Annotated in this window: 15 protein-coding genes; 3 read left to right on the top strand and 12 right to left on the bottom strand. The window is 62.7% G+C overall.

The window, feature by feature from the left end:
• The 11 genes from EAH86_RS10420 to EAH86_RS10370 form a co-directional block, all read right to left on the bottom strand.
• Positions 1-1,230 carry a PD-(D/E)XK nuclease family protein gene (locus EAH86_RS10420; RefSeq protein WP_161988626.1) on the bottom strand — a complete coding sequence of 410 codons (1,230 nt, stop codon included), beginning with the start codon at positions 1,228-1,230 and terminating at the stop codon, positions 1-3.
• Positions 1,218-6,788 carry a DEAD/DEAH box helicase gene (locus EAH86_RS10415; protein WP_140740156.1) on the bottom strand — a complete coding sequence of 1,857 codons (5,571 nt, stop codon included), beginning with the start codon at positions 6,786-6,788 and terminating at the stop codon, positions 1,218-1,220. The genes EAH86_RS10420 and EAH86_RS10415 overlap by 13 nt, the downstream gene beginning before the upstream one ends.
• The gene (locus tag EAH86_RS10410; RefSeq protein ID WP_140740153.1) at positions 6,778-7,866 is read right to left on the bottom strand and encodes a hypothetical protein; all 1,089 of its coding nucleotides are present in this window, start codon (positions 7,864-7,866) and stop codon (positions 6,778-6,780) included. Before EAH86_RS10410 ends, EAH86_RS10415 begins: the two co-directional genes overlap by 11 nt.
• Entirely contained in the window at positions 7,866-10,706 is a 2,841-nt protein-coding gene (locus EAH86_RS10405) for a hypothetical protein (RefSeq protein WP_140740151.1), read from the bottom strand. The genes EAH86_RS10410 and EAH86_RS10405 overlap by 1 nt, the downstream gene beginning before the upstream one ends.
• Before the next feature lie 507 nt (positions 10,707-11,213).
• Positions 11,214-11,690 carry an NUDIX hydrolase gene (locus EAH86_RS10400; RefSeq protein WP_140740148.1) on the bottom strand — a complete coding sequence of 159 codons (477 nt, stop codon included), beginning with the start codon at positions 11,688-11,690 and terminating at the stop codon, positions 11,214-11,216.
• Positions 11,691-11,702: 12 nt separating this feature from the next.
• The gene (locus tag EAH86_RS10395) at positions 11,703-12,404 is read right to left on the bottom strand and encodes a class I SAM-dependent methyltransferase (RefSeq protein WP_140740144.1); all 702 of its coding nucleotides are present in this window, start codon (positions 12,402-12,404) and stop codon (positions 11,703-11,705) included.
• A 2-nt stretch (positions 12,405-12,406) separates the two neighbouring features.
• Positions 12,407-13,972, bottom strand: a complete 1,566-nt coding sequence (locus EAH86_RS10390) for a hypothetical protein (RefSeq protein ID WP_140740141.1) — start codon at positions 13,970-13,972, stop codon at positions 12,407-12,409.
• A 28-nt stretch (positions 13,973-14,000) separates the two neighbouring features.
• Positions 14,001-15,512 (bottom strand): lipase family alpha/beta hydrolase, encoded by a 1,512-nt coding sequence (locus EAH86_RS10385; protein WP_241668331.1) that lies wholly within the window; start codon positions 15,510-15,512, stop codon positions 14,001-14,003.
• A gap of 729 nt (positions 15,513-16,241) precedes the next feature.
• Positions 16,242-17,009 carry a hypothetical protein gene (locus tag EAH86_RS10380; protein WP_140740134.1) on the bottom strand — a complete coding sequence of 256 codons (768 nt, stop codon included), beginning with the start codon at positions 17,007-17,009 and terminating at the stop codon, positions 16,242-16,244.
• Between the two features lie 311 nt (positions 17,010-17,320).
• Positions 17,321-17,797 carry a hypothetical protein gene (locus tag EAH86_RS10375; RefSeq protein WP_140740131.1) on the bottom strand — a complete coding sequence of 159 codons (477 nt, stop codon included), beginning with the start codon at positions 17,795-17,797 and terminating at the stop codon, positions 17,321-17,323.
• A gap of 203 nt (positions 17,798-18,000) precedes the next feature.
• Positions 18,001-19,092, bottom strand: a complete 1,092-nt coding sequence (locus EAH86_RS10370) for a serine/threonine-protein kinase (protein WP_161988625.1) — start codon at positions 19,090-19,092, stop codon at positions 18,001-18,003.
• Between the two features lie 26 nt (positions 19,093-19,118).
• On the opposite strand from EAH86_RS10370, the gene EAH86_RS10365 reads away from it, so the two are divergent.
• Positions 19,119-19,610 carry a hypothetical protein gene (locus EAH86_RS10365; RefSeq protein ID WP_140740125.1) on the top strand — a complete coding sequence of 164 codons (492 nt, stop codon included), beginning with the start codon at positions 19,119-19,121 and terminating at the stop codon, positions 19,608-19,610.
• 6 nt (positions 19,611-19,616) lie between these two features.
• Here EAH86_RS10365 and EAH86_RS10360 read toward each other — a convergent pair whose 3' ends face one another.
• Positions 19,617-20,060: a hypothetical protein gene (locus EAH86_RS10360; RefSeq protein WP_140740123.1), complete on the bottom strand. Its 444-nt coding sequence runs from the start codon at positions 20,058-20,060 to the stop codon at positions 19,617-19,619.
• 81 nt (positions 20,061-20,141) lie between these two features.
• Between EAH86_RS10360 and EAH86_RS10355 the strand changes: the two genes are divergently transcribed.
• Positions 20,142-20,567, top strand: a complete 426-nt coding sequence (locus EAH86_RS10355; protein WP_140740120.1) for a hypothetical protein — start codon at positions 20,142-20,144, stop codon at positions 20,565-20,567.
• A gap of 152 nt (positions 20,568-20,719) precedes the next feature.
• Positions 20,720-22,342 (top strand): adenylosuccinate synthetase, encoded by a 1,623-nt coding sequence (locus tag EAH86_RS10350; RefSeq protein WP_140740117.1) that lies wholly within the window; start codon positions 20,720-20,722, stop codon positions 22,340-22,342.
• Positions 22,343-22,361 lie beyond the last annotated feature (19 nt).

Genomic DNA, 22,361 nt, shown 5'->3' with positions numbered 1-22,361 from the left:
CTAGCCCGCAAGCCGAAGTACCTCCGAGAAGCCGGTGAGCACAGCGATCAGAGAGTCCTCGTCGTCGGGATCAACGGTCCGTCGCGCACCAAGAACACGAACCTCAAGGCCGATCGGCAGCGCAAACGACGGAGTGGGTGTCCGCACCAAGACTTCATGACCCGATTTCGTTTCGCGTAGCACCCAACTCTTGACGCCGTGTTCCCGCACGACGGTTCCCTGGAGGTCGTACCAATCCCCGTCGGCCACTTCTGCCGTGTTTGGCGCGCTCGTCGTCCAGTACCTGTCACAAAGTCCTCGGACATTGCACACCCCGCAGTGCTCACCAACCACGGCAGTGGGCACATCAGACGTGGCGACCGCCTCTGCTGCTTCGATCCTGGCGATGATTTCGCGTTCGAGTCCCGAAAGCTCACTGGCATTTGGAACCGGCACTTCAACCTCATGAGTCGGGTAGGCAGCAACTAGGGCGGATACATCTAATCCGTCCGGGTTGGCAATGGTGTCGGTCACCCAAAGTAGTGCGTACAGCCTGAGCTGGTCGTGATGCGTCGGGTCCTCCGCGCCGGTCTTGAAGTCCGTGATCCAGGCGCCGTTCGCGTCAACGCTTAAGAGATCCACTCGACCTTTGAGGCGCAGATCAGTCGCCACGAGTTCTCGCTCGGGGTGATCACCCCGCCGCGCGGCATGACGAGTCGCGGATCCACCTGGCGTTGTGGCCGCCTTAACGGGAGCGTCTGCGCCGGGATGAAGTTCCATCCGAGTGAGGTAGGTCTGGATCTGCTCGCGTGCTTCGGGTAACCAGTCGTTAAGGGCGCGAGTAAGTTGTTCTCGCCGCTCGCTGCTGAGGCGCGGGTTCCCGTCAAGTCGAGCGAGTTGTGCCGCGAGCACCCGTTTAGCGACCTCTGTGTATCCTCCGAGTTCCCGCAGGACCGCAACCGCATCGGCCGATCGCGTGGACGAGCATCCCGCCCTGACCAGCGCTCTTACGATTGCTTCGAGCGCGCCGTGCACCACGTCCCCCTTGATAGCAGCCGGAACGGGCACGCGCGGATAACCGTTCTGCCCCCACAGCTCTGGGTAGTCGGCACGGGACAAGGCATAGCGGCGCGGGCAGGTTTCGATCTCCTTGAGAGACGAGTAACTCCACATCGCGGGACCTTCGGGCAGTAGCGCACGTCCGAAGAGGACTCCAGTATCGAAGCTCTTCGGCTCTATCAGGTCAGCCATCGCAGTACCTGCTGGCTGGCGACGGGTAGGTTCCGCATGACCACCAGATCGTCGATCGGGTACACCGGTACACCACCCAACTCCTTGGCGTCCCATAGGTCCCGGGAGGGCGGCCTGTCGCGCGTGAGCGGGCTATGAATGTAGAAGATGCGCTCACGACCCTTGTCGCGAACCAGAATGGGAGCCGTGACGGTGCCCAGGCCATCGATCTCGACTGCTTGGTTCTTCAAGAACTCCACGCCCTCGATACCGCGGCTCTGTAGATCAGCCAGGAGCCTGTCAATCGATTGATTCACACGCACGGCGTCGAGCGTCGGAATGGTGCCGTCAAGGACGTACCTAAGGAGCGCGGCACCGACCTTGCGGTCTAGGAGCCCGTGCTCAAACCGGTTGCGGAAGCTCCTCAGGCACCGGTAGCACGAGGCGTCACAATTGGCCGGGCAAGCCTCCAGCCGCTCCAGCGCCTTCTGGAATATCGAGATGCCGTAGCCATGCACCCGGCGAGTGAAGCCCGCGCCACCGGCCAAGGTGTCGTACAGGTAGATCTCCGCCTCCAGACCGTGGTTCCCGCCAGGGGTAAGCGCCGGACGGTACTCGGCTTGAAGTTCGCTGGCATCGATATCGAGTTCTCCGGTGGCCGCAATGGTGAGCGCTTCTGCGATGGTTCGAAGGGCCACCTGGGTCGAGAGCAGTTCAGGTCGCAGGGTGATCGGCTCCTCGACCGTCAAGCGCACGAGCAGGACGTCCGAGATGAAGTCCGTTCCCAACACCAGGCCCCGCGTTGCCGCCGAGCCCTGGCAATCCGGCTCCCGCTCGTCGGGATACGGCTTCGGGTGGGTCCCCGCGACGATTCCGGTTGCACCCTTGGTGGGCTCGATCAGGCCGCATCGTGTGCAGTAGCTGTAGCCCTCGCCGCGGGGGCCCGTGTTGGTGACCAGGAGCTTGTCCCTGCGATAAGTCTGCTCCACACGATCCGCAACGTGGTCCCAGGCTTCGTCTTCCTCCGGGCCTTCCGCAACCAGTTTGGCCCGCGTTGCATAGCTATTCGCCGGGGCATCGTCTGGGCTGGTACCAGGTTCGTCATTCGCGCGGTGGGCAAAGCCGGGCGGGCGCATCCAGTTCATCGCCTTACCAAACTTGCCCACCGCGCCGCACGCCGGACAATCACGCTCCTCGCCGCGTTCGGCTTGGTCATACGGAAAGTGCTTGGCGTAGTGGCAGACCTGGCACTCGAAGTAGAGCCATTTGTCGCGCCATGCCTGAAACCGCTCTTTGTGAACTGGGGCGTAGATCGCGCCGGAGGTCCACTCCTTGTTGTCGATCCACACCACCTTGCCCGGAGCGTACTGGCTTAGCGCGACCGGCAGGCCTTGGCTCGGTGCGTAGCGGAACTCAGTGCGAAACGGCTCCGACTTGTCCCGATCGAAGACGTGGAAGGCGACAACGTCCGTTGGAAAGGCGTATCGAGGCAGCACTCCCTTGTACAGAAGGCGGTCAAGAAGGTTCGTCTGGCTTCGATGCTCGCTGGGGAGTTCAGCACCATCCTCACCTGACTCGCCCTCGTCGACCTCCTCAGCTTCCGGCGTCACGTCGCCTCGCTCGGGCTCGGGCAGTTTGCCGTTCGGTTCTATGTCGAGTGCCTTATCGATCTCGTCGAGTGTGCGGAATACCAGCCCGCCAAGGAGCCCTCTTCGATCCTCAATCGTCAGTTCCGCGGGCAGCCACGAATCGACATCGCTTTGAAGGGTCGCCTCGTGCTCCTTCAACCACTCCTCGAAGTCGGTGCGATTCAGCGGTGAGGTCGTGCCGACAAAGCCGCGAACTGTTCCCAGCACCGCAAACAATTGTGGCTGATCCTCGGGTTCGATCTGAGGTAGCCGGTCTTCGTTGTAGCGCTGGAGCAGATATGCGATGAGGTGCCGTCGAGCAATCTCGTCGTTGTCCAGCGTCAAGATCGGGTCGTCGACCTGACCGCGAATCATGAGGTCGGGGTTGCGGAAGTAGTGGTCGTCGTGAGTGTCGGCGCTTCCAAACGCCACGACGGTCGCGATCGCATTGCCTCGGCGGCCCGCCCGACCAGCTCGCTGCTGGTAGTTGGCTCGCGACGGCGGCATGTTGCGTAGAGCGACACCTGACAAGCTGCCGATGTCGATGCCGACCTCCATCGTGGTCGTGCAAGACAGCACGTCGATCGCTGCCCGTTCATGCTCTCCCGGGCGAGGCAAGCCCACGTTGACGTCTTGGAACAGCAGTTCGTACTCTTCTGCGCGCGAGAAGACGGCGTCGGACTGGGCTGCGTTGAGTTGGGCGGTATGTTCGGCCGCGATGATGCTCATGATCTGCTTCTCGGGCGTCCGCAGCGCACGTTCTGCGCTGCCCCGGTAATAGCCTTTCCGTGCTTGGAAAACCTCGTCCGTCTCCGGGTCGAGGGTCCGGACGCGGTCAGCACCGCAGCTCACACATTTGGACGATCCAGGGAACGGACGCTGCGTGAAGCGACAGCGCTCGCAGTAGCCCCACATGCCGCCGAGGTCGAGACCGACGTTGCCCGCCAACATCCGGTACTTCGAACCCGTCTGCTCGCAGAACTTGGTGAGGAGGGTGGGAAGCCACGACTCCTTGAAGACCTTCTTGGCCGCCGGAGTGGCGAGCCAGCGCTCAATGATCTGGAACCTGCCCGAGTGTGGCTTGACGCCGCCCTTCTGCCGCCACCACTCCTCCGTCATCGAAGGAAACCAGATGCCGCGTGCCGGGGTCGACCACTGGGCAAGCCACAGGCGGAGCAGTGCGAGCCGTTCATCGTTGCTGGACGCGACCCCATCTATGGCGGGCAACTGGGCCAACAGTTCATCAGTCATGCTGGCCTTTTCGCGCAGGGACGCGAGTCCCAGAGACGTCAGTCCGTAGTACTTGTCGGTGAGTGTCAGGTACATCGCGCGAAGGAGTGCTTGAGGCGGCTGAGCTGTGAGCATCAGTAGTTCCATCGTGGCGGCGATGTTGCCGGTTAGTGCGCCCTTGTCGATGGCTCGGCCAACATCGCCCAAGACGTGAAGCGACTCTGCCTGACGCAACTCGGGTCTCAATCGCACCCTGAGCTGTTTCGCTCCCACCATCACAGCCAGATGCAGCCGCTCAAGGCTGAGTTGCTCGCCGATGCCCGGTTGGGCGGCTAGGTCGGTCCACCCCTTCAGGATCAGGGGCCGAATCACGTCGCGCATCGAATAGGCCTGCAAGTTCGGGGCGAGCCGGGCGGCGACCTGACGCGAGTCGGAGAATGCCAACACCTTGCGACCCCGCAAGGGGGCAAAGTCCGAGTACGGGGCGCTCGGCGGCTGTACCTCGATTTGGCGAGTGACCAGCGCTTGAAACGGCTGGTCGCCCTTTGTCTGGTGGTCCTGGACCGATGAACGTCCGAAACCAGCCAGTTGACCACACACGCCGCAAGGCTTGAATTCTCCGGTGGCCTCGGCCCGGTCATCGGCGTCGTCATCCTCGTCGTCGCCGGTGACCGTTTCGCCGCTGCGAAGCTTGGGGATGAACACGACTCGGCTTCGGGCTGGTGGTTTCGGCGGATTGAGGCGGCCGGTCACGAGGTCGATCTCAACAACCTCTACCTGTCCGGCGGACGGCTCTTCGAGTAGGAGGTCCAATGCGAACAGTTCCGGGATCGCACCAGCAGTGCTCTGGAATGCACCTCCGTGCTCGTGCCATAGGAAGGACGGGTCCTGAAGACTGTCGGTATAGGCCCGCGCGTAGGCCGACCCGCAGTGGCGACACGTGTAGAACTCGAATACACGAGCGCCGCAATCGCACGTTGCCTGAGGCTGGGCAAACAACTTGCCGATGGGTCCGAGGGCAGGTGGCAGGGTGTGTCGATCTACGGCATCGCATTCGGGGTCGAGGCAGGCCCAAAGTCCAGGGAGGCCACGAAAGAAGGCGTGCACGCGGCAGGGCAGCAGACCAGCCTCATCGGGCCTCCGCCTTGCCGCGCTACCGAGCGCCACGAGAGTTGTCACGGCCTTGTCCGCTACTGGGGCGTCGACGCCCGGGAAGATGACATTGCCAAGTTCGCTGAGCGGCTGCGCCTTCTGCATAGTCTCGTTGACGAGCAGGCTCATCGGCCCGTATGAACCGAGGGCCTCATCCAACAATGACCCGATGCCGCGGTCCAGATCCCCTACGCCACGCTCACTTAAGACCCTTGATGCGACCGCCGCGCGCTCGGCATCGGTCTCTGCCGCGTAGAAGTCGTCCAGGGCGAACTCAGCCAGCATGGCAGCGTCCGTAGCCGAACCAGTGGATGCCCCATCGCGGAGCGCCCACTTGCTCGTTACCGTCCGAAAGTCGTCGGGATCCTTTCCTGTCAGCTGGGCGGCAAATGATCGCGCGTACTCGGCGGTCGTAAAGCTGGCGCTTGTGGTGATGATCTGAAGTCGCTCGGACGAGATCCCAAGGCGGGCGCGAAGGCGACGGAGGAGGAGCGCCACTTCGGCACCTGCTGCGCCCCGGTAGAGGTGTGCCTCGTCGACTACGAGTAGAAACTTCTCCTCGGGGTTGTCGGCAAGCCACTGGCGCGTGTGGTCAAAAACCGGGCGCTCCAGCGGCCGCATCAGCATGTACTCCAACATTGAGTAGTTCGTGATGAGGACGTCCGGGGGTGCAGCCAAGACCTCATGACGAGTCAGGAGTTCCGGATCATCCGGCTGCATGACAGCACGGACGAAGTTGCCGTCCTTGTCCTGCCAGCGAGATCCCTTTTGGCCGAACCATGCCTTGAGATCCGGCTTGGCAGGCCACTTGCCGCGCTTCTCCAGCTTGTCCTTGAGCGCCTTAGCCTCTTGGTGCCAGGGGGACGTTGGGTCGGCTGCCTGGTTGATAAGGAGGATGTAGAAGTCCTCGATGGAGCCCAAGCGCTGCTGGTCCTTCTTAACTGTCCGCACTCCCGGATACAGCGTGCGGCTCGTGTAGCGAGCGAACCTCGGCGGTCGACCTGCCCACGCCTGGAACTGCGTCGTGACGCGAGCATCGCCGAGGAGCAGACGGAGTCGGCCGAGTTGGTCATTCACCAACGCGTTCATGGGGTAGAGGATCAGAGCCCGGACTGCGGGCGCTTGGAACGATGCGGGTCGCTGTGCTGCCTCCGTTGCCAACTTAGCCAGCATGGGCAGGAGGAAGGACTCGGTCTTTCCAGAGCCAGTTCCGGTGGTGATCGCCAAACTCTTACCGTCTCGGGAGGTCCACTCCAACGCCTCGGCCTGGTGTGTGTACGGCGGGTCATAGAGGAGACGGTCGAGGTCACCAACCTTCTGGGTAAGCATGCCGAACAACTGGTGGACGGCGGCGTTGAGCTCGAGATCGCCGAACCGACGATTGGTTTGGTAGCGGGGTGTGCTCTCGATGTATGGCGCCTTAAAGAGCACGCCCTCCGTCTTGAGCAATTGCCGCCGCTGCTCAATCACGGTGGGGTTGCCGACGTGGTAAGTCGCCTCGATGTAGTCCCGCAGGGCCGCTTGTATCTCGTCGATCGTCTCGGCGATCGTCGGGGCTTCAGACGCCACGTGCTGCCTCCTCTTGGTCCATCCAAAGCATGTCAGTCAAGAACGCGCTCACGTCTTGAGTTGCCGCGAGCGGGACGCGGAACGAAAACAGCGCGCCCTGGGTCTTTCCGAGCGCGAGTCCTGCGATCTGCAGATATCTGGCCGCAAAACCTGGCAACGGCCCGAAAAAGTCGAAAGTCGTGTCGTCTTCGGGCGTCGACCCACGACGAACACGGAATCGCTGCGGCGCGCCGCGCAGCGCATCCACCGCGGCTTGATAGCGCCACGCCTCATCACGGCCCGGCAGGACGGGGTCATCCGCTGGAAATTCCATAAGCCGCCCGGGCACACCGGACTCGAACCGGATTAGACACCATAGGTCAGCCCCATAGGCCTGCGGTCGGCGCGCAACCATGTCGCCGTTGTCGCGTGATGTCGGTGCCCGCCAACGTCCTCGGTAGTAGCGGACTGATGATTCCGCGTCGAGAATCACAAGGCCATCGAGCCGCCCCGCATCTCCCGACACGTCCAAACGTGCTCGATAACGCTCGATGAGACCGGGTGGTGCTTCGAGAGCCGGAGTCGACACCCAGCGGTCCTTCCTGACGGGCCGGAGTTCCAATTGCCGCAACTGCTCCGCCCCGGTATCCGGGTCCAGCTCTAGCACCCGGGTGTGGCCCTCGTACTCGATCGCTTTCCGAAGTTCGCCCTCAAGTATCGAGATACCGAATGGCCGAATCCCCATGAGCAAGAAGCTCCCCGGCCGCCGCTCGATGTACGAGGGTGGAGCAAGGTAAAGCAAACGAATGGACCGGCCACTCTCCTGACGGAGCTCCAGAAGGTCACCCGATGCGACCAGCAGTTCCAGTACATCAGCGACGTCGGTGCGTTCGACCTCCGTTGCAGCAAGGGGACGGAGGGCGCCCAAGACGGCGTCAACCAGGCGGCTAGGGCTCGTAGGGCACATGAACGACGCGGCCCTTCGGAGCGATGCAGCGATGCCCTCGATTGATATCAGCTCGATCGAGCCGGAGTCGAGTCCTAACGTCTCCACCGCCAGAACGGATGCGTCGTCTGCCGTTAGCCTGGTGACCCCCATCAGAAGCTCCTATCCACGCCATCGGCATCATTGAGTGCCCGCGTCCCTATGACGGCGAACCTCGCAGCCCGGTACAGCATGGGCGACAGCAGCACACGGTTGATAAGGAAGTCCGCTTCACTGGCCTCCCACTCACCGATGTATCCCGGCCGACCGGCGAGCATCAGCAGGAACCGAGCTGCACCTGGCTTACGAATGACGCCACAGGCCGCGAGGTGGGGCGCAATGACCTTGTCGAATCCCAGCAGTAGGGCGTCCGGCGTGAGCCACCTATAGAGGCTGAAGGCGATGGTTGAAGCCAGTTCCTTCTGGGACGCCGATGCACCAACCGCGGCCTGCATGGCTTCGAGGTGATCGGCGGGGTCAGAAGCCGTGGCCAGTTGCCGTTCTAGTTGGGCCCAGTGGCCGCCCCCGATGAGTGTCCCAATTGCCCGTGCAATCGCGTCGCCGACCAACTGCTGCTCGTAGGTCGCGAACGCGTCGGCCGGGAGGTCCGCCGCCAGCCACTCAGCGTGACCTGCTGCCAGACGGCGGATCTCGTTGGAGGTGCGGGTCCTTGCCGAAACCGAGGGTATGGCGCGGGGCAGCCGGAAGACCGTGTTCGGATCGGTCGGCAGAATGACGGCTGCTGCCGATTCGCCGGAGCGTGCGATTGCGAGGCCACCACGGGGGGGAACGGGGATCGGGGCATCGGCGCATTTCGGCACAGGCACCAGAGGAGTCTCGACGTCGAAGAACTGGATCGTGGTGTTCCCTCCATCCGTGCGGTCTATAAGGTGCGCGATGACCGCGCCATCGTGCGTTCGAGCGAAGCGCCAGCGCAGCGGCTGGAACCCACGCTCACACGTCAGCGACGCGAATCCGATGCCTTCTCTAGACACGGTCACGACACACGACTCCGCTTCGTCGTATGCATCGCTGAAGCGCTGGTCCTTGCGGAGCGCCCTAGCGGTCGCCCTCCACTGGTCCTCGTCGACCGGCAGCTTGATCGAGCGCTTTACGTCTACAAGGGGCACGTCGTTTGCGTCGCGCAGAGTCACGACAAGCTCAGCCTCAGAACCCGTCGGCCCGTCGATGGTGAGGCCTACCCGCTCGTCCCACAACTCGCTGAGGGTCGGGCGGGCGGGCGCCGCCAGCATCCTGATGCCCTCTCCGACCCATGCGCCCTCAGGGCGGATTCGCGGGTCGCGGATAGTGATGATGAGTGAACCCGTGGCCACCTGTCGCTCACTATCTCCAAGCAGAGAGACCGTCGCGGAGTGGCTGCCAACGGGTAGACCCTCAAGCGAAAGCAGGAGCTCGACGTGCTCCGGTGACCAGTCGAGAAGGTACACGGCACCATCAATCGTTAGGCGGCAGTGCTTGGGCAGTAGGTCTGACCGAATACCGAGAATGCCTGGCTCTCCGGCCAGCCATTCGACATCGCCTTCCCCATCCCAGGCGCTCGCGACGACGCCGACCGGACGGATCGAGACGTGCGAGACCACCCCGATGCCGCTGGCCGTGAGCACGGCCTCATCCGACTCATTGATCTGCTCGGGAACGACGAGTTCGTAGGCGCGGGCACCCTCGGCCGCGAGGGCAACTTCCCTGCCCCACGACACCTGCGGGGCTTCGACCGAGCCCGCTCCGACCAGGACATAGCGGTGGCCTGGTCGGACGAACTTTCCCTTGACCTCTAGGGCCAGGCCGGACCCTTGGCGCCGAAAGAGCCACCAAGGCCCCTGGCTGATAGCGCACTGGTCGGCCAAGACTCGGTTAACGCCCTCCTCAGCCCGGTCGAGTTGTAAGAACGGAGCATCAGGGCGCGGCCAATTTGCGAAGCGCACCTCCTGCCCTGGATAGAGAAGCCCACTTGGCGGCACATGTCGCGCGCCCCCGTTTACAAGCCCACGCGAGGTTCGGAGTTGGCTAAAGACATCAGGAAGCCCCACTCCGAGCGGTGTCAGGTCCGGCAACTCGGCGTAACCGTTCCATTCGGTTTCGAACTTCAGGATGAGCCGAGGATCGGAGGCCCGTGATAGTGCCCTGTCCTTGCTACTGGGCTGGCCTATTGAATTGACCGAGCGGAAGCCACGGGCACGGGTGGCGGATTGCTGCGCGGACTTCAGCCAGTGGCGCGCTTGGTGTTCCTTGAACAGATCAGCGAGAATCCGATCCAATGTCGACGGCAGTAGGTAGGGGGTCGGCTCGTCCTTCCCGGACAGCAGTGCAGTGGCCACCTGTCCCACGAGGGTCGTGTTCTCGCAGAAGATGCGGAACCTCTCCGTGTAAGTCGATGCTCGACGCGCCAGGCGAAGCCCTAGCGCCGCCGGATCGTCAAGCAGGTCCGACGTGAGCGCGCCACTGAACTCGAACAGCAGTTGGGCAAGCTGACGCTGAAGGTACCTCGGCAGGACGCCGTGTGTGATGGGCCAAGCGATGATCGTGAAGGTCGAGGCGAAGGCGCCCGTCGGAACAGCACCGCCATACTCGGTGGCGAACCTCTGAAACCACATCTTGATCCAAGATCGGTGGTCGTCCCGCCATCCCGGCGTGGACCGCTCGAAGCTCCGCCAGTACTCGTCACCGACGTAGTCGTAGCCCGACTCCGCCGCATACACGACAAATGGCAGCCAACATTGTCGGTGACGCGCTCCCAGACCGGTCTGCACCGCTGCGCGGACACTTGTCTTGAGGAGGTCAACGTCCTCAGGCGACAGGTCGTGTTCAAGCGCGAATACAGGCGAACTTGGCTCCAAGCTGGCCCGCTTAGCATGCAGCATGTGGAAGTGGGAGGCGAGGGCATCATGGAGGTACTGCAGCAACTCGATTGTGCTGCTTTGAGCCACATCTGCCATCGCCGTTGCCTCCCCTGCTACTCGACCCGGCTGCCAGGCAACAGTGTGCTGGAGGGGTCTGACGCTTGTGGGCGTTTTACGACCGTTGCGGCTATCCGGTACAAAGCGACCCTCGTGGGCTGACCGGGTTAGAGATGTCGCAGAATCACTCGATCTGACATCACCCCGACGGTCGCTGTCGTCCTGAGGCCACGAGCCACTTAGCGCAACCAACCCCGGGTGCCGCGACAACCAAGACGGGCAGGGGCCTGGGTTTGAAGGGCCCCTAACGCGGACCCTTCACCGCCCCTTTGCTCTCGCACTATGGGACCCAGCCGCACCCCCCTTAAGCCGGAAGACGCCCGGGGGTGGCCACGCGGATGAGCGAACTGGTTGGCCAGACGCCGCACCTCGAGCCCGAGCCGACGCCCACCCGCTGGTGCCTCAGACCCATGCAGGGTCTCAATTGGGTACCTTGGCCGCACATCGCGCAGTGGTGGCCCAGGGCAACCTTCGGCGAAAGTGCCGCTAAGAAAGTCGCTCAAGGACCAGGGGCAGCGAGCGCTCCACATATGAAGTGATTCGCATTTCCGTCGGACGCTGCTCGAGTTGCCTGGGCGTGAAATAAACCACTTGGGCCACTTCGTTAGGTTCCACTTCGATCGGCCCGTCATAGTGGCCGAGAAAAACGCCCACCATCTCACGATCGGCCTCGGAGTAAAACTTTCCAACGAACTCAAGGTCCGCCGAAACCCCGATTTCCTCCCGCATTTCGCGGATGGCAGCTTCCTCGTAGGATTCGCCTGCGTCTAAGTGGCCAGCAGCGGCGCCAGACCAGTACAGAGGATACGACCTCTTATTAGCTGACCGTTGATGCAGAAGCAATTCCCCCTTCGCGTTGGCAAGCATGATGAAGGCGACCCGACAAATATGTCCGCCAGCGCCAAACTCCGACTTGTCCGCTCTGCCCAGCACCTCGTCGTCTTCATTTACGATGTCACGCATGAGCCTTCCCTTTCACCATTCAATCGCACTGTCATTACGACCTCCAGCAATTGGCTTTACCGGTTCATTGTGTGCGAACATCTTGATGAAGCTGTGCACATGTGGTGACATGTCGTCATGGCTCTGCTCCAAGCGTCCGCGTTCTAGATACATCAGCGACTTGCGCCATGTCCGATACGAGTCACGCACATCACCCTCCTCAGCATCTGGGAAGGTAGGAATAATCTGGTGACATTCGGGTACCGGAGTGTGTGAACTCCACAACGACACGAGATTGGCGCCCCCGGGCGCGGTCATGCTTTGAAGAGTGCGGCAGGCCGCTCGCTTGTCTTCAACGTAGTGCAGAACGCCGTTGCAGATAACCAGATCGAATTGGCCCCGGACCTGAAGAGTATTGAGGTCCCCCTTGGTGACAGTAACCTCCGCACCTGCCTCACGGGCCAATTTATCGATCTTTTCAACTGCTTGTTGGGACAATTCGACGGCAACCACCTCCCAGCCAAGAAGGGCCATCCGGATCGCATCTGCTCCCTCCCCGGCGCCCACGTCAAGGACGCGCCCAGGCTCGCGGTCGGTCGCCCACCTGAGCGCATGTTGCGTGAGGAGAGATGTTGGATGGTCGTCTGGGGAGATGGAATATCGACCTTCGTTCCGCCACCAATACCGAGGGTGTTGTCGATACGCGCGATCAAAGAAGTCTTCTATTTCAGTCATGCCTACACCTCCATCGGTAAAGAGCACACGAAGTCTTCGTCGGAATAGAGCCCGGCTAACGAGGTGGCGGCCATCTTGCGATCGTATTGATCCTCGATGGACTGCATGGCAGCAACAGCACCTTGAACCCCGAGGCGGGCGTATGTCGGGAGGAGGTGGCTATGAAATATCCTGTACTGCAGACCAGCCAGACCATCAACGCCGAAGACTCGTCCCCCTGCATGTTTGTATATGAGGTTAGCCTCGGCCAATTCCTCAAGACGAGTCACAATACCGTCTGATGGAACGCCCGAATCGAGGGCCTCGAGCACAGTGAATGCAAGCTCTGGGAGCCCGTGTACCCGAAAGTTCAAGGCAAGCACTTCGCCTATTCGTCTTCGCTCGGCGGGGCGCAGGGCGGCTCGGAGGGCGGCGAGCGCATTGAGGGCTACCTGTCGACGCCGGGCCGATTCGAGCTCAGGCAACTTCCATGCGAACATCTGACACGAAGGCGGGAACACCTGATCTCGCGAAATTTCCTGACTCATCAGGTAAAAGAACAGGTTCTCTTTATCCGCGTAATAGAACGGTATCGTGTCGATATACTCCTCGATTGTGGGGGTTTCGACTATGCCAAAATCAGATCTAAGTTCTCGCTTGATTGCGGATCGGACGGCCCCACGAAGAAGCAGCGACGGTGACTCCTCTTGGAGAGGGGTCGCCGATTCGATTCCCTCGAAGAGAGCCTGGTCGACAACATTGATGTAGCCACTTACATGGGAGGCCTTACCCATCTCCCGGGTAGAATTCTGAGGCGTGTTGACTTGGAGGAGCGGTTCGGCCCCTTGCGCCCCTCGTCGCCAAGTTACCGCCACCATGGCGGGGATCCAGTCGGACGCATTGCTTCCCTCGCGCAGCAGCGCACGCCTGAATCGCGCACCCCGGCATACGAAGTCTCCGTTGACAGTAGGGCTTCCCACCACGATGACTTCGTGCTCCTCCCGACTGGCTTGAACGATTTGTTGGAACGTCGACTGAAAGATCTGGCCCTGGTCCCCACGAATTTCGAGGATCCGCGCGCTGGCATCGCCGCTCGGGCCCGACGGAATCATCAGCTGAACGAGCTTCCCTTCGTCAGGAATTTCGAAGATTGAGCCGACAAAGGGAAGGAGATGGGGGGAGCTATAAAGGGCCCATTGCCCAATCGTCCCATGCCGAATTAGGAAGGACATGAGACGACGCTTGATATGGCTGGCTTGACGGACTCGCTGTTCCACCACCTCGTCGGCGTTGGGTGATTCCCAGCCGTGTTGATCCTGAACATGTTCTAGGAGATGTTCGGCGAGAAAGACTACCTGAAGATGTTCCCAGAAAGCCCGCTGATTCTGCTCGGCCTGTCGCTTGGCTGCGAGCGCCCCTTCGACAACATCGGCCAGCCACGCATTCGCTATGCCTACGACGACGACGCCGGTTGATCTGGACAAAATGTCGACCTGACGATCCCTATCAAGCCCGATTTGGACCGATGTCGACTCATCCTCGGGGCGCCGAGAACGGAGGACACGACCAGAATCTTCTGCGTCGCTCATTAATCCTCCGTTGTCCAAATCTAGGGGATCAGGGGCCAGTGCTCGGATCAGTGCCGTCTAACCGCCCAGCCAGTCTAAGTAGGCGCGAGGTCTCCAAGGCATATTGAAATGAGCGAGCGTCGACCCACGTCTTTTCCTCCATGTGCGACCCCCAATCCGTCTCACCCAAGCGGGATGCGGTGATTATGTAGGGATCTAGACGATGCTCGTACCATCCGCCTATACCCCACTCGTAGATGGCCCACTGAGGAGAACAGTATTCAAGAGCATCGTCCAGAGACTCGATCAATGCGAAGCGGCGTCTCTCGGTGCGCAGTCGAAAGAGGGCGGTGACAAGTTCCTTCAGCCAGAAAGTCGCGTCGAAGCTGGGACTCATCAGCGAATTCGTGCGCAGCAATGCGGCCAGCACTTCCATGAAGTGGAAATAGTCTTCGCTCCGACGCCATTCCTCCTGCGCTATCAGGGACCCGTCTCTGCGCTCGATCAGAATCTCCACCGAAACGTCACGTGGTACTAGGCGTGCGTAAATGGGCGCCCTTTGGTCAACCAGGTGAACTCGGATTCCTTGCCGCGAGATAACTCGTTCCTTTGTCATGTTGACGAGGACACGGTGCAGCCCGACGCTCGACGGTGCTGACAGAAGCTCGGCTATTGCGGAATCTTCAGTCGCTTGCGCCTGCTCTTGCTGAGCTTGGAAGCGTGCGGCGAGCGAACCAGGTGTGGTGCTATCTGTTGGTGCGAATTGCGTGTCGAGGATCTCGGCAATGATTTCGATCTCTTGGGGAGCTGGGACTTCAAGACCCTCATGGCCGTGGCCCCGAGCGGTGATTCTTCGATTGCCCTCGTCGTCAACGTGGAGGGCTGCCAAAATTTCACGCTGAACCGCGCAGTACCTCAAATCCGATCTGTCTGAGGGCTTGAGGATCGAGAAGTGGTCTCCAGGGAGCACCCCAACGTCCGGGAAGGCACCTCTTGCGGAGGCGATCGTCACGACGGCATCCTGTTGCCCGGCAAAGGCCTTGAGGGGGATCTTGCGGGCGGACCCAGTATTCTCCCGAGCGAAAATCACGCGCTCCACCACGGTCTGATGTGCCTCGGCCACAGCTTCAGTCAGGGGAGCGAGTCCGGCGAGTTGGGCATGCCGTCTTCCAAAGAGTACTCGCCGCAGGCCAACCAATAGGTCAGAGCCCCCGTTTGGGCAGGCGAGAAGGACGATTCCGCGGACGTCTTCTAGTTCGTGACTATGTCCCCGACTGAGAGTCCGGTGTAGAAAGCGCTGGATCACTAATCCGCCCTGACTGTGGCCGATCAGAACAAGAGGTCCAGCGCCATCACGTTTAAGGTTCTCTAGGTACGTCGCTAAGCTATCAGCCAAGACGTCGATATTGGGAATGGCCCGCAATCTATTGAATTGGAGGTAGGGAGATGGGTACTCAAAGGTCCGGATGTCAATATCGGCTACGAGGGGATCTTCCTCGAACAGCCCGACTAAGTGGTCCCAAGTGGAGGCTGAAGAGAATAGGCCATGTACCAAGACCATGGTCGCCACAGGCACTGTCCCCTCCCTCTTTCACGGTGCAGAGTAGCCGAGTCATTATCTCGACGCATCAATTCGCGACAACAACTTACCCGCAGCCCCCGCGTCTCAAGGTTTTGAGCGTCCGTCTCCGAACAGCCCGCTGAGCAGACGGGGCTTTGGGCGTTACGATGAGGGGTCGCCACCTTCGCGGCTCGTGGGCCGGGCGTCCGCTGTGGCCGCATGCGGTTGCCAGCGTCCGCACAGGTGGGGTGTCTGACGCCGCGCTCGGCCCGTTAGCCGATCACGGATTCACTCCAACGCCAGCGCGGCTCGGGTCACCTACCTCAGCGCATCGGAATCCGTCGTGGGGTTAATCGCGGACGCGACTTGGGGCAGGTCTGATGGTCATGCCTTACTCATCGGCGGACCCGGGCGCCTTCCATACCGCCCCTCCGTCGAACCGGTTCAGGGCCCCGGGCCTCCTCCCGCCCTAGTTTGTCGGCAACAGGGCCGCGCCGAGTACCCGAAGGCGGTGTGACCTCGAATCGATGAATCGGTCGGACCGGGTCCACCACATTACTGGGAATCGGCCCTCGGGTTCGCAGCAAGCCGGTGATTGTTAGCCGAGGCGCACGGCAGACGTTCGACTTCGACGACGCGTCCGGCTGAGGTGCCCCCGACTGCCGTCGTGCTTCCGGGGGCAGCGCTCCTGCTGGCGAACTCACCTGGGCTCGCCAGCAGGACCTGTCCCTAGTCGAGGTGCACGGCCTGCTGATACGGGAAGCGCTGGTCGATGTGGTCGCGCTGGCTGACGGTCAGCACGTCACCGTCAGGGGAGGAGAAGGCCTCAACGATCACCATCGCCACGTCGCAGAGCAGTTCGATGGCCTCCGAGTGAGCAGGTGAGCCGTCGTCGTTCCACACGACGACCGTGGGGGCGTCCGGGCGGGTGTTGGCGTAGCCGCTCATTTCGAGTGCCCGCCACTCGTTGAGGGCGCGGCGGGTGATCGTGATCCCGTTCGGGAACGTGACCAGATCCTGTGCCGTGGCCGCGTACGGCCGTGCCTTTTCCAGGCCATCCAGGACGACGAGGGAGGGGCCGTAGTCGTCCTGCCAGCCTCCGGCCAGTTCCCGGACGCGGTCCATGGTCGGAACTCCGCACCCGTAGGTCCTTGGGCGACCGCGGTCGTCGCGCACGTGCACCAGGTGATCCTCGTCGAGGAGGATGCCGAGCCTGCCGCCTTCGCCGCGGAGCGCGGCCACCTTGTTGATCGGTTGCTGGGGGTTGTCGCTGTCGACCGGCACGTAAGCAACGTGCCTGTTGTGGACGAGGGTCGTCTTTACAAGGTCGGCGACGGTCTTGTGCCACTCGCGGCCGGGGTCGTTGTTCGTGCGGATCCGGATGACCGTCAGGGCTCCGGCGGGGAGTCCGTTGGGCAGGACGCTCTCGGCGGCCGTCCAGGACCAGGACGGCGCGTTCGTGTTGGAGTGGATGGGGCAGGTCGGGTTTGTCATCATGTCCAATACATCGGCGGGGCCCCGCCCCGTCCGGACCAAGTTCGACCGGATGCTCGGAACGGGCTCCGCGGCGCCCGACTTATCGGAAGTTATGGGACGCGATTGCGTTCCTGCCATGAGTGCCCGCCGGACGGCCATCGACCACGGTCAGTAGGTCATGGCGCGCCTGCTCCAGCTCTGGGTTCGTCAGCATCGGTGTCACACCCTCGCGTGCAGGGAAGCACCGATAGGACGCGACGCCGGGACGTGAGGACGACGGAGGGTGCGACCAATCGATGCTTTCCATTCCGCCTTCCCGGGTCGGTTGCCCCTTAGGACCCAGGGATCAGCCGCTGGAATGGGAGGTCGTCATCCAGGCTGGTGCGGCTGGAGACCGTCAGGAGAGGGCCGTGTTCGTCAAAGCCGACCACCTCGATCACGACATGAGCGACCTTGATCAGCGCGTCCAGGGCGTGGGTGGCCTCGTCGTCCTCGTCCTCGTACTCCCACCAGAAGCCCACCGTGGCTGCTCGACTGTAGGTGCTCGCCAAACCCGCCACCTCGGCCGCGACTGTTGCGCTAAGCACCTTCGGCTCCAGGCAGTCCTCGGTCTCAAAGACTCGCGTGAGCCGGACACTCCGGGCGAGCGAGTCGAGGACCGTACACACGTTGACGGCCGTCGGACCGGAACCCGGACCGAACACGTGACAGTTCCCCATGATGAGACCACCACCCATCCCTCCGTCCACAACGGACTTGAACAGGTCGGCCAGCGTCAGCAGGCCTGACTCGGTCCACTTGGTGCGCACACGGACAAGGGTCATAACGCCGAGCGGCAGCCCATGCGGAAGCACGGATGCGGTGGCGGGCCAGATCCAGGGGGAGTCGGTCTCGGATGGGTCGTGGGACAGGTTGAGGGTCATGTCCTACCCATCGGCACACCTGCCGCCCGCTGATACCTACCGTTCGTCAGACGCGGTCTAGGCAGGAAAGAGGTCTGCTGTGGTGATGGTTATTGCAGCCGCCGGAAGAGGGAGCGCAGCGCCGCCGGGACCTGGCTAAGGGATACGACCGACTCCGCGCAGGCGCGCTGGCCGCTCTGAAGGTAGAACGCCCTGATCGAATGCTGCGTCCTAGCCCCGGTGGGAACCACGCAGACTGCAAGGTCTCGCTTGGAACCACCCGTGCCGGTGAAGCATTGGTGATGGCCGGGGTGTGGGACGAGCCTGGTCCAATTGCGCAGGGGCCGGGCCCGTCGACCCAACGCCGCATCAAGCGCTGAAGGCGTCGGGTACCGCATGGCAGGGTCTCGGTCCATGGCGGTTCGGACGACGTCGCGGACCCCCCGGGGTACGTGGGGCGCGACCTCCAGTAGGTCCCGAGGTTCGACGGTTGCGACCTCGTGAAAGATTTGCGGCCAATCGGCGCCGGTCGGCTCGATGGGCGGCCTCCCGGTGAGCATCCAGTGCAGTGTGGCTCCCAGGCTGTAGACATCGGACCGTGCAGATGTCGGTCGCAGGCTTGGCCAGTTCTCCTCCGGGGTCGAAGCGGCAGCCTGCGCCACCTCAGGCGCCATTGTGGCAGGGGTTCCCCCGAACCGGCCGTGGCCGCTGGTGTCACGGAGGCTGGCCAGCCCCAAATCTCCAAGGATTGCGTTGCCGTGGGCGTCCAAGAAGAGGTTGTCCGGCTTGATGTCCAAGTGCAGCAGCTGTCGATCGTGGACCCGTGCTGTGCCGCGGCTCGCCTGCTGCGTCCACTGAGCAGCCTGATCCACCGGCATGCCTACGCCCGGCTTGATCTTGTCCTTGACAGTCCCGTGAGTAGCAATCTCGGTGACGATGAACGGGATACCCGATTCGTGGTGGGCGTTACGGACGGGCAGAACGAACTCGCCCTCCAGCCCCGTCAGAACTGCTGCCTCCTCCCAAGGAGCGGAAGGATCGAAGTTGAGCAAGAACTTCAGGGCGCTGCGCTGCCCCATGCGGTGGTCCTGCACCTCGTAGACGACGCCATTGGCGCCCTGACCCAGTTTGCGAACCACCTCGTACCGCTGGTCGATGATGAAGCCAGCGTTGAGGGCGGTCAGCGAAGGAGGTGAAGACATGGGGCAAAGGTTGGCATGATGGGGCAATGCGAGCATTGGGACTCACCGTAGACATGCCGCAGAAGGGTCGACCCGCCCTGCGGGCGGTCTTGCTGGAGGACGCTCTTCCCGTCTCCCTGACCCCCGCCGCCGCCGACATCACCGTCGTCGACTCGTTCGAGGTCCCGACCATGCCCGGCGACATCGCCAGCCAAGTCGCGGAGCTGAGCCAGGCCGTCACCGGCCGCATCCAGTCGCTGGATCCACAGATAGTGGTGGTGCGGCGCGCGGACATGCCGCAGCGGCCATCCAACGCGGACGGTCCGCGGTGGCGGCTCATGGCCACGGGGGCCGTTGCTGCGACTGCGCGGCTCCTTGTACCCCACACGGTCGTTCGCACAGGCCGCGAGTGCGGTGCAGCTCACGGCACCCGCAAAGAGGATGTGGACGCTGAGGCACTCGCGCTGGTGGGAAAGCAGTCACTGGTCGAGGCAGCAGCGGCCGCACTGTCCGGGTTGGTTCACGACCGCTGGTCCTAGGCCCACCTACGCCAAGGCGCTCGGATCTGAGGGACTGAGCAGTTGAGTCAGGGCCTCGCTGTACCCCTCGGTCAGATCATCCGCCTGCGCGGTCAGGCGCTCTTGGGACTGCAAAGCAGCCACTGCCTGAGCCAAGAGATCCGTAACGATCGCCGTCTGCTTGCGCTGGGCCCGCAGCGCATCCCTGGAGGCATCCAACGCCACCTTGAGGGCATGCGCGGCATGCGCATCGTGGTGAGATCGGGCCGCTCGAACCGGTCCACCTGAGCGACGCTCGATCTCGGCTCGAAGAGACGACACCCATACGCGGGGAGCACCAGCGCGGGCGCGATGGCCCTCAACCGCGGGGCCTCGCAGCCTACCTTCGGACAGCAACTGATGGATGCGCGCCGTGCTCAGATCAAGTCCTTGCGCTGCCTCGGCAATAGTCAGCGCCTCCTCCGAGGTCATTCAAGGATGGTGCTGCATGTTCCGACAGACACGCAAGCGTCTTACTTAGTTTTGTCACACCTCAGAGGCACACTTACTTACATGGCACAGATGGACGAGCGTTACGGTCAGGCCGTGCAGGCCAATCGCGGGCTGTCCGGTTCGGCCCTTTCCAGGATCGCCACGCAAGTAAGTAGGACTGCCCTCGAACTCGGTGCGGTCCTGAGGAGCGTCGACGCTTACGGCGAACGCATAATCGGGGCCGCCCTGGCCAAGGGTGATGCCCAGGTTGTAGACCCTTGGTCGCGGATGGACGGGATCGTGGTCCTACTCGTGTCGGGCGCGGTAGCCGGACCTGTAGGCATATCCGAAACAGCACTCAGGGCTCGATCCATGGGCGCCGTGGCCGTGCACGCAGCGATCGTTGATGGATACCCGGAGCCAATCGTCGGCTGCGACACCATCACGAGCCTTCCGGCTGGGCACCACGCGCCCCGGCGGCTCAAGGGCCACCACTCCGCAGCCTAGGCGCCCCGCACAGCGCGGAAGAACGCACGCTCGTCCGGCAAGCCCAGCAAGTTGGTCAGCGCACCCGTGTGGCGTCTTGCCTGTGCCCCTCGCCCATGCTTGCATGCAGCACCCGCCGTGGGCGGTGAGCGACCTGCGCGTGGAGGGGCACGATGGCGCGAAATATTGTGGTGCTGTCCGGGCCTGTGGCCGCGGGCAAGAGTTCGCTAGCTGCGGGGCTGAAGGTGGAGTACTCCGCCCGCGTCGTCAGGACGCGACTCCTGCTCCAAGAACGCTTCGCCGCGTTGCACCAGGCAGGTGACCTAAACGAACGGCGGGCCCTCCAAGAGTTTGGTGAGCACCTAGACGGTCAGGACGGCGGCGCCTGGCTAGCGGAGGACGTCACGACGGTTGCGCAAGGCGACGAACCGCTGGTGGTCATTGACTCAGTGCGCGTGCTCGGCCAGATCGAGGCACTGCGCGAGCGATTCGGACGTCGCGTCTGGCACGTCCACCTGTTCTCCTCCGACGTCGGCGAACTGGCCGACCGATACGACAGGAGGCGAACCGAAAGCGAATTGCACGAACTCGGGTCCTACCGGGCCGTCCAAGAAAATCGGACCGAGTCTGAGGTGCCGTCGTTGGCACAGCACGCCGACCTAGTTCTAGACACGCACCGAAACACCCAGGCGGACATACTCGTTCGCTGCGCAGCAAGACTGGGACTTCTCGCCGACCTAGACGCCGCCCTCGTCGACATCCTCGTGGGCGGCGAGTACGGCTCTGAGGGCAAGGGGAACTTGGCGTTCTACCTTGCTCCCGAGTATGACCTGCTCATGCGGGTCGGTGGCCCCAACGCCGGACATCAAGTGCCCACCCCCGAAACGAACACTCATCGCTCCATTCCGTCCGGGGCTAGCGCAAATCAGCGTGCTCGCCTTCTCATCGGTCCCGGCGCCGTCATCAGCCCCCGCGTGCTGTTCGAAGAGTTCGCGGAGACGGGTGTCGACCCCCGGCGTCTGATCATCGATCCTCAAGCGATGGTCATCACGCCGGAGGACGTGGCAGCCGAGAAGAGACTCAAAGCCGCAATCGGCAGCACCGGGCAGGGCGTTGGACAGGCAGCGGCTCGACGCATCCTTGGTCGCGACGGCGACCGCAGCATCTTGGCGGAGGGATGCGAGGACCTCAAACCCTTCCTCGGGTCTGCTCGTCAGGTGCTGGCTGAGACGTTCGCCGCAGGTCAACGAGTGTTGCTCGAAGGAACCCAAGGAACGGGACTCAGCCTGTTCCATGGCCAGTATCCCCACGTGACGAGCCGCGACACCACCGCTGCGGGGGTCCTCAGCGAAGCAGGCATCAGTTCGCGCCGCGTTCGGCGCACGATCGTCGCCTTCCGCACCTACCCGATCCGCGTCGGCGGGCCTTCTGGGCCCATGGGTGGCAAGGAGCTGACCTGGGAGGACATCGCCAGCCGGTCCGGGCTGCCCCGTGACGTCATCGTCGAGCGCGGGTCCGTGTCCAACAATCAGCGGCGCGTGGCGGAGTTCGACTGGACCCTGCTGAGATGGGCGGCCGATGTAAACGGCGCAACCGACATCGCGATCACCTTCGTTGACTATCTCGACAAGGAGAACCAGAACGCGTACCGGTTCGACCAACTCACCAGCGAGACGATTCAGTTTCTTGAGGAGGTCGAACGGGTAGCCGGTGCACCTGTGTCACTGATCTCCACGAAGTTCTCAACCCGCGCGGTGATCGACCGCCGTGACTGGCGCGGGCACGTACTGACGTAGGGCGGGTGACGGGCGCCCG

The sequence above is a fragment of the Pedococcus bigeumensis genome (assembly GCF_006438965.1).
Classification (GTDB): Bacteria; Actinomycetota; Actinomycetes; order Actinomycetales; family Dermatophilaceae; genus Pedococcus; species Pedococcus bigeumensis_A.
Note: the sequence above shows the minus strand (reverse complement) of the source record. Positions and strands in the feature narration are given on the sequence as shown.

What these genes read in the sequence shown, in the direction of transcription:
- EAH86_RS10420 (WP_161988626.1), bottom strand. Translation starts at nt 1,230, where the DNA reads ATGGCTGACCTGATAGAGCCGAAGAGCTTCGATACTGGAGTCCTCTTC.
- EAH86_RS10410 (WP_140740153.1), bottom strand. Translation starts at nt 7,866, where the DNA reads ATGGGGGTCACCAGGCTAACGGCAGACGACGCATCCGTTCTGGCGGTG.
- EAH86_RS10405 (WP_140740151.1), bottom strand. Translation starts at nt 10,706, where the DNA reads ATGGCAGATGTGGCTCAAAGCAGCACAATCGAGTTGCTGCAGTACCTC.
- EAH86_RS10400 (WP_140740148.1), bottom strand. Translation starts at nt 11,690, where the DNA reads ATGCGTGACATCGTAAATGAAGACGACGAGGTGCTGGGCAGAGCGGAC.
- EAH86_RS10395 (WP_140740144.1), bottom strand. Translation starts at nt 12,404, where the DNA reads ATGACTGAAATAGAAGACTTCTTTGATCGCGCGTATCGACAACACCCT.
- EAH86_RS10390 (WP_140740141.1), bottom strand. Translation starts at nt 13,972, where the DNA reads ATGAGCGACGCAGAAGATTCTGGTCGTGTCCTCCGTTCTCGGCGCCCC.
- EAH86_RS10385 (WP_241668331.1), bottom strand. Translation starts at nt 15,512, where the DNA reads ATGGTCTTGGTACATGGCCTATTCTCTTCAGCCTCCACTTGGGACCAC.
- EAH86_RS10380 (WP_140740134.1), bottom strand. Translation starts at nt 17,009, where the DNA reads ATGATGACAAACCCGACCTGCCCCATCCACTCCAACACGAACGCGCCG.
- EAH86_RS10370 (WP_161988625.1), bottom strand. Translation starts at nt 19,092, where the DNA reads ATGTCTTCACCTCCTTCGCTGACCGCCCTCAACGCTGGCTTCATCATC.
- EAH86_RS10365 (WP_140740125.1), top strand. Translation starts at nt 19,119, where the DNA reads ATGCGAGCATTGGGACTCACCGTAGACATGCCGCAGAAGGGTCGACCC.
- EAH86_RS10360 (WP_140740123.1), bottom strand. Translation starts at nt 20,060, where the DNA reads ATGACCTCGGAGGAGGCGCTGACTATTGCCGAGGCAGCGCAAGGACTT.
- EAH86_RS10355 (WP_140740120.1), top strand. Translation starts at nt 20,142, where the DNA reads ATGGCACAGATGGACGAGCGTTACGGTCAGGCCGTGCAGGCCAATCGC.
- EAH86_RS10350 (WP_140740117.1), top strand. Translation starts at nt 20,720, where the DNA reads ATGGCGCGAAATATTGTGGTGCTGTCCGGGCCTGTGGCCGCGGGCAAG.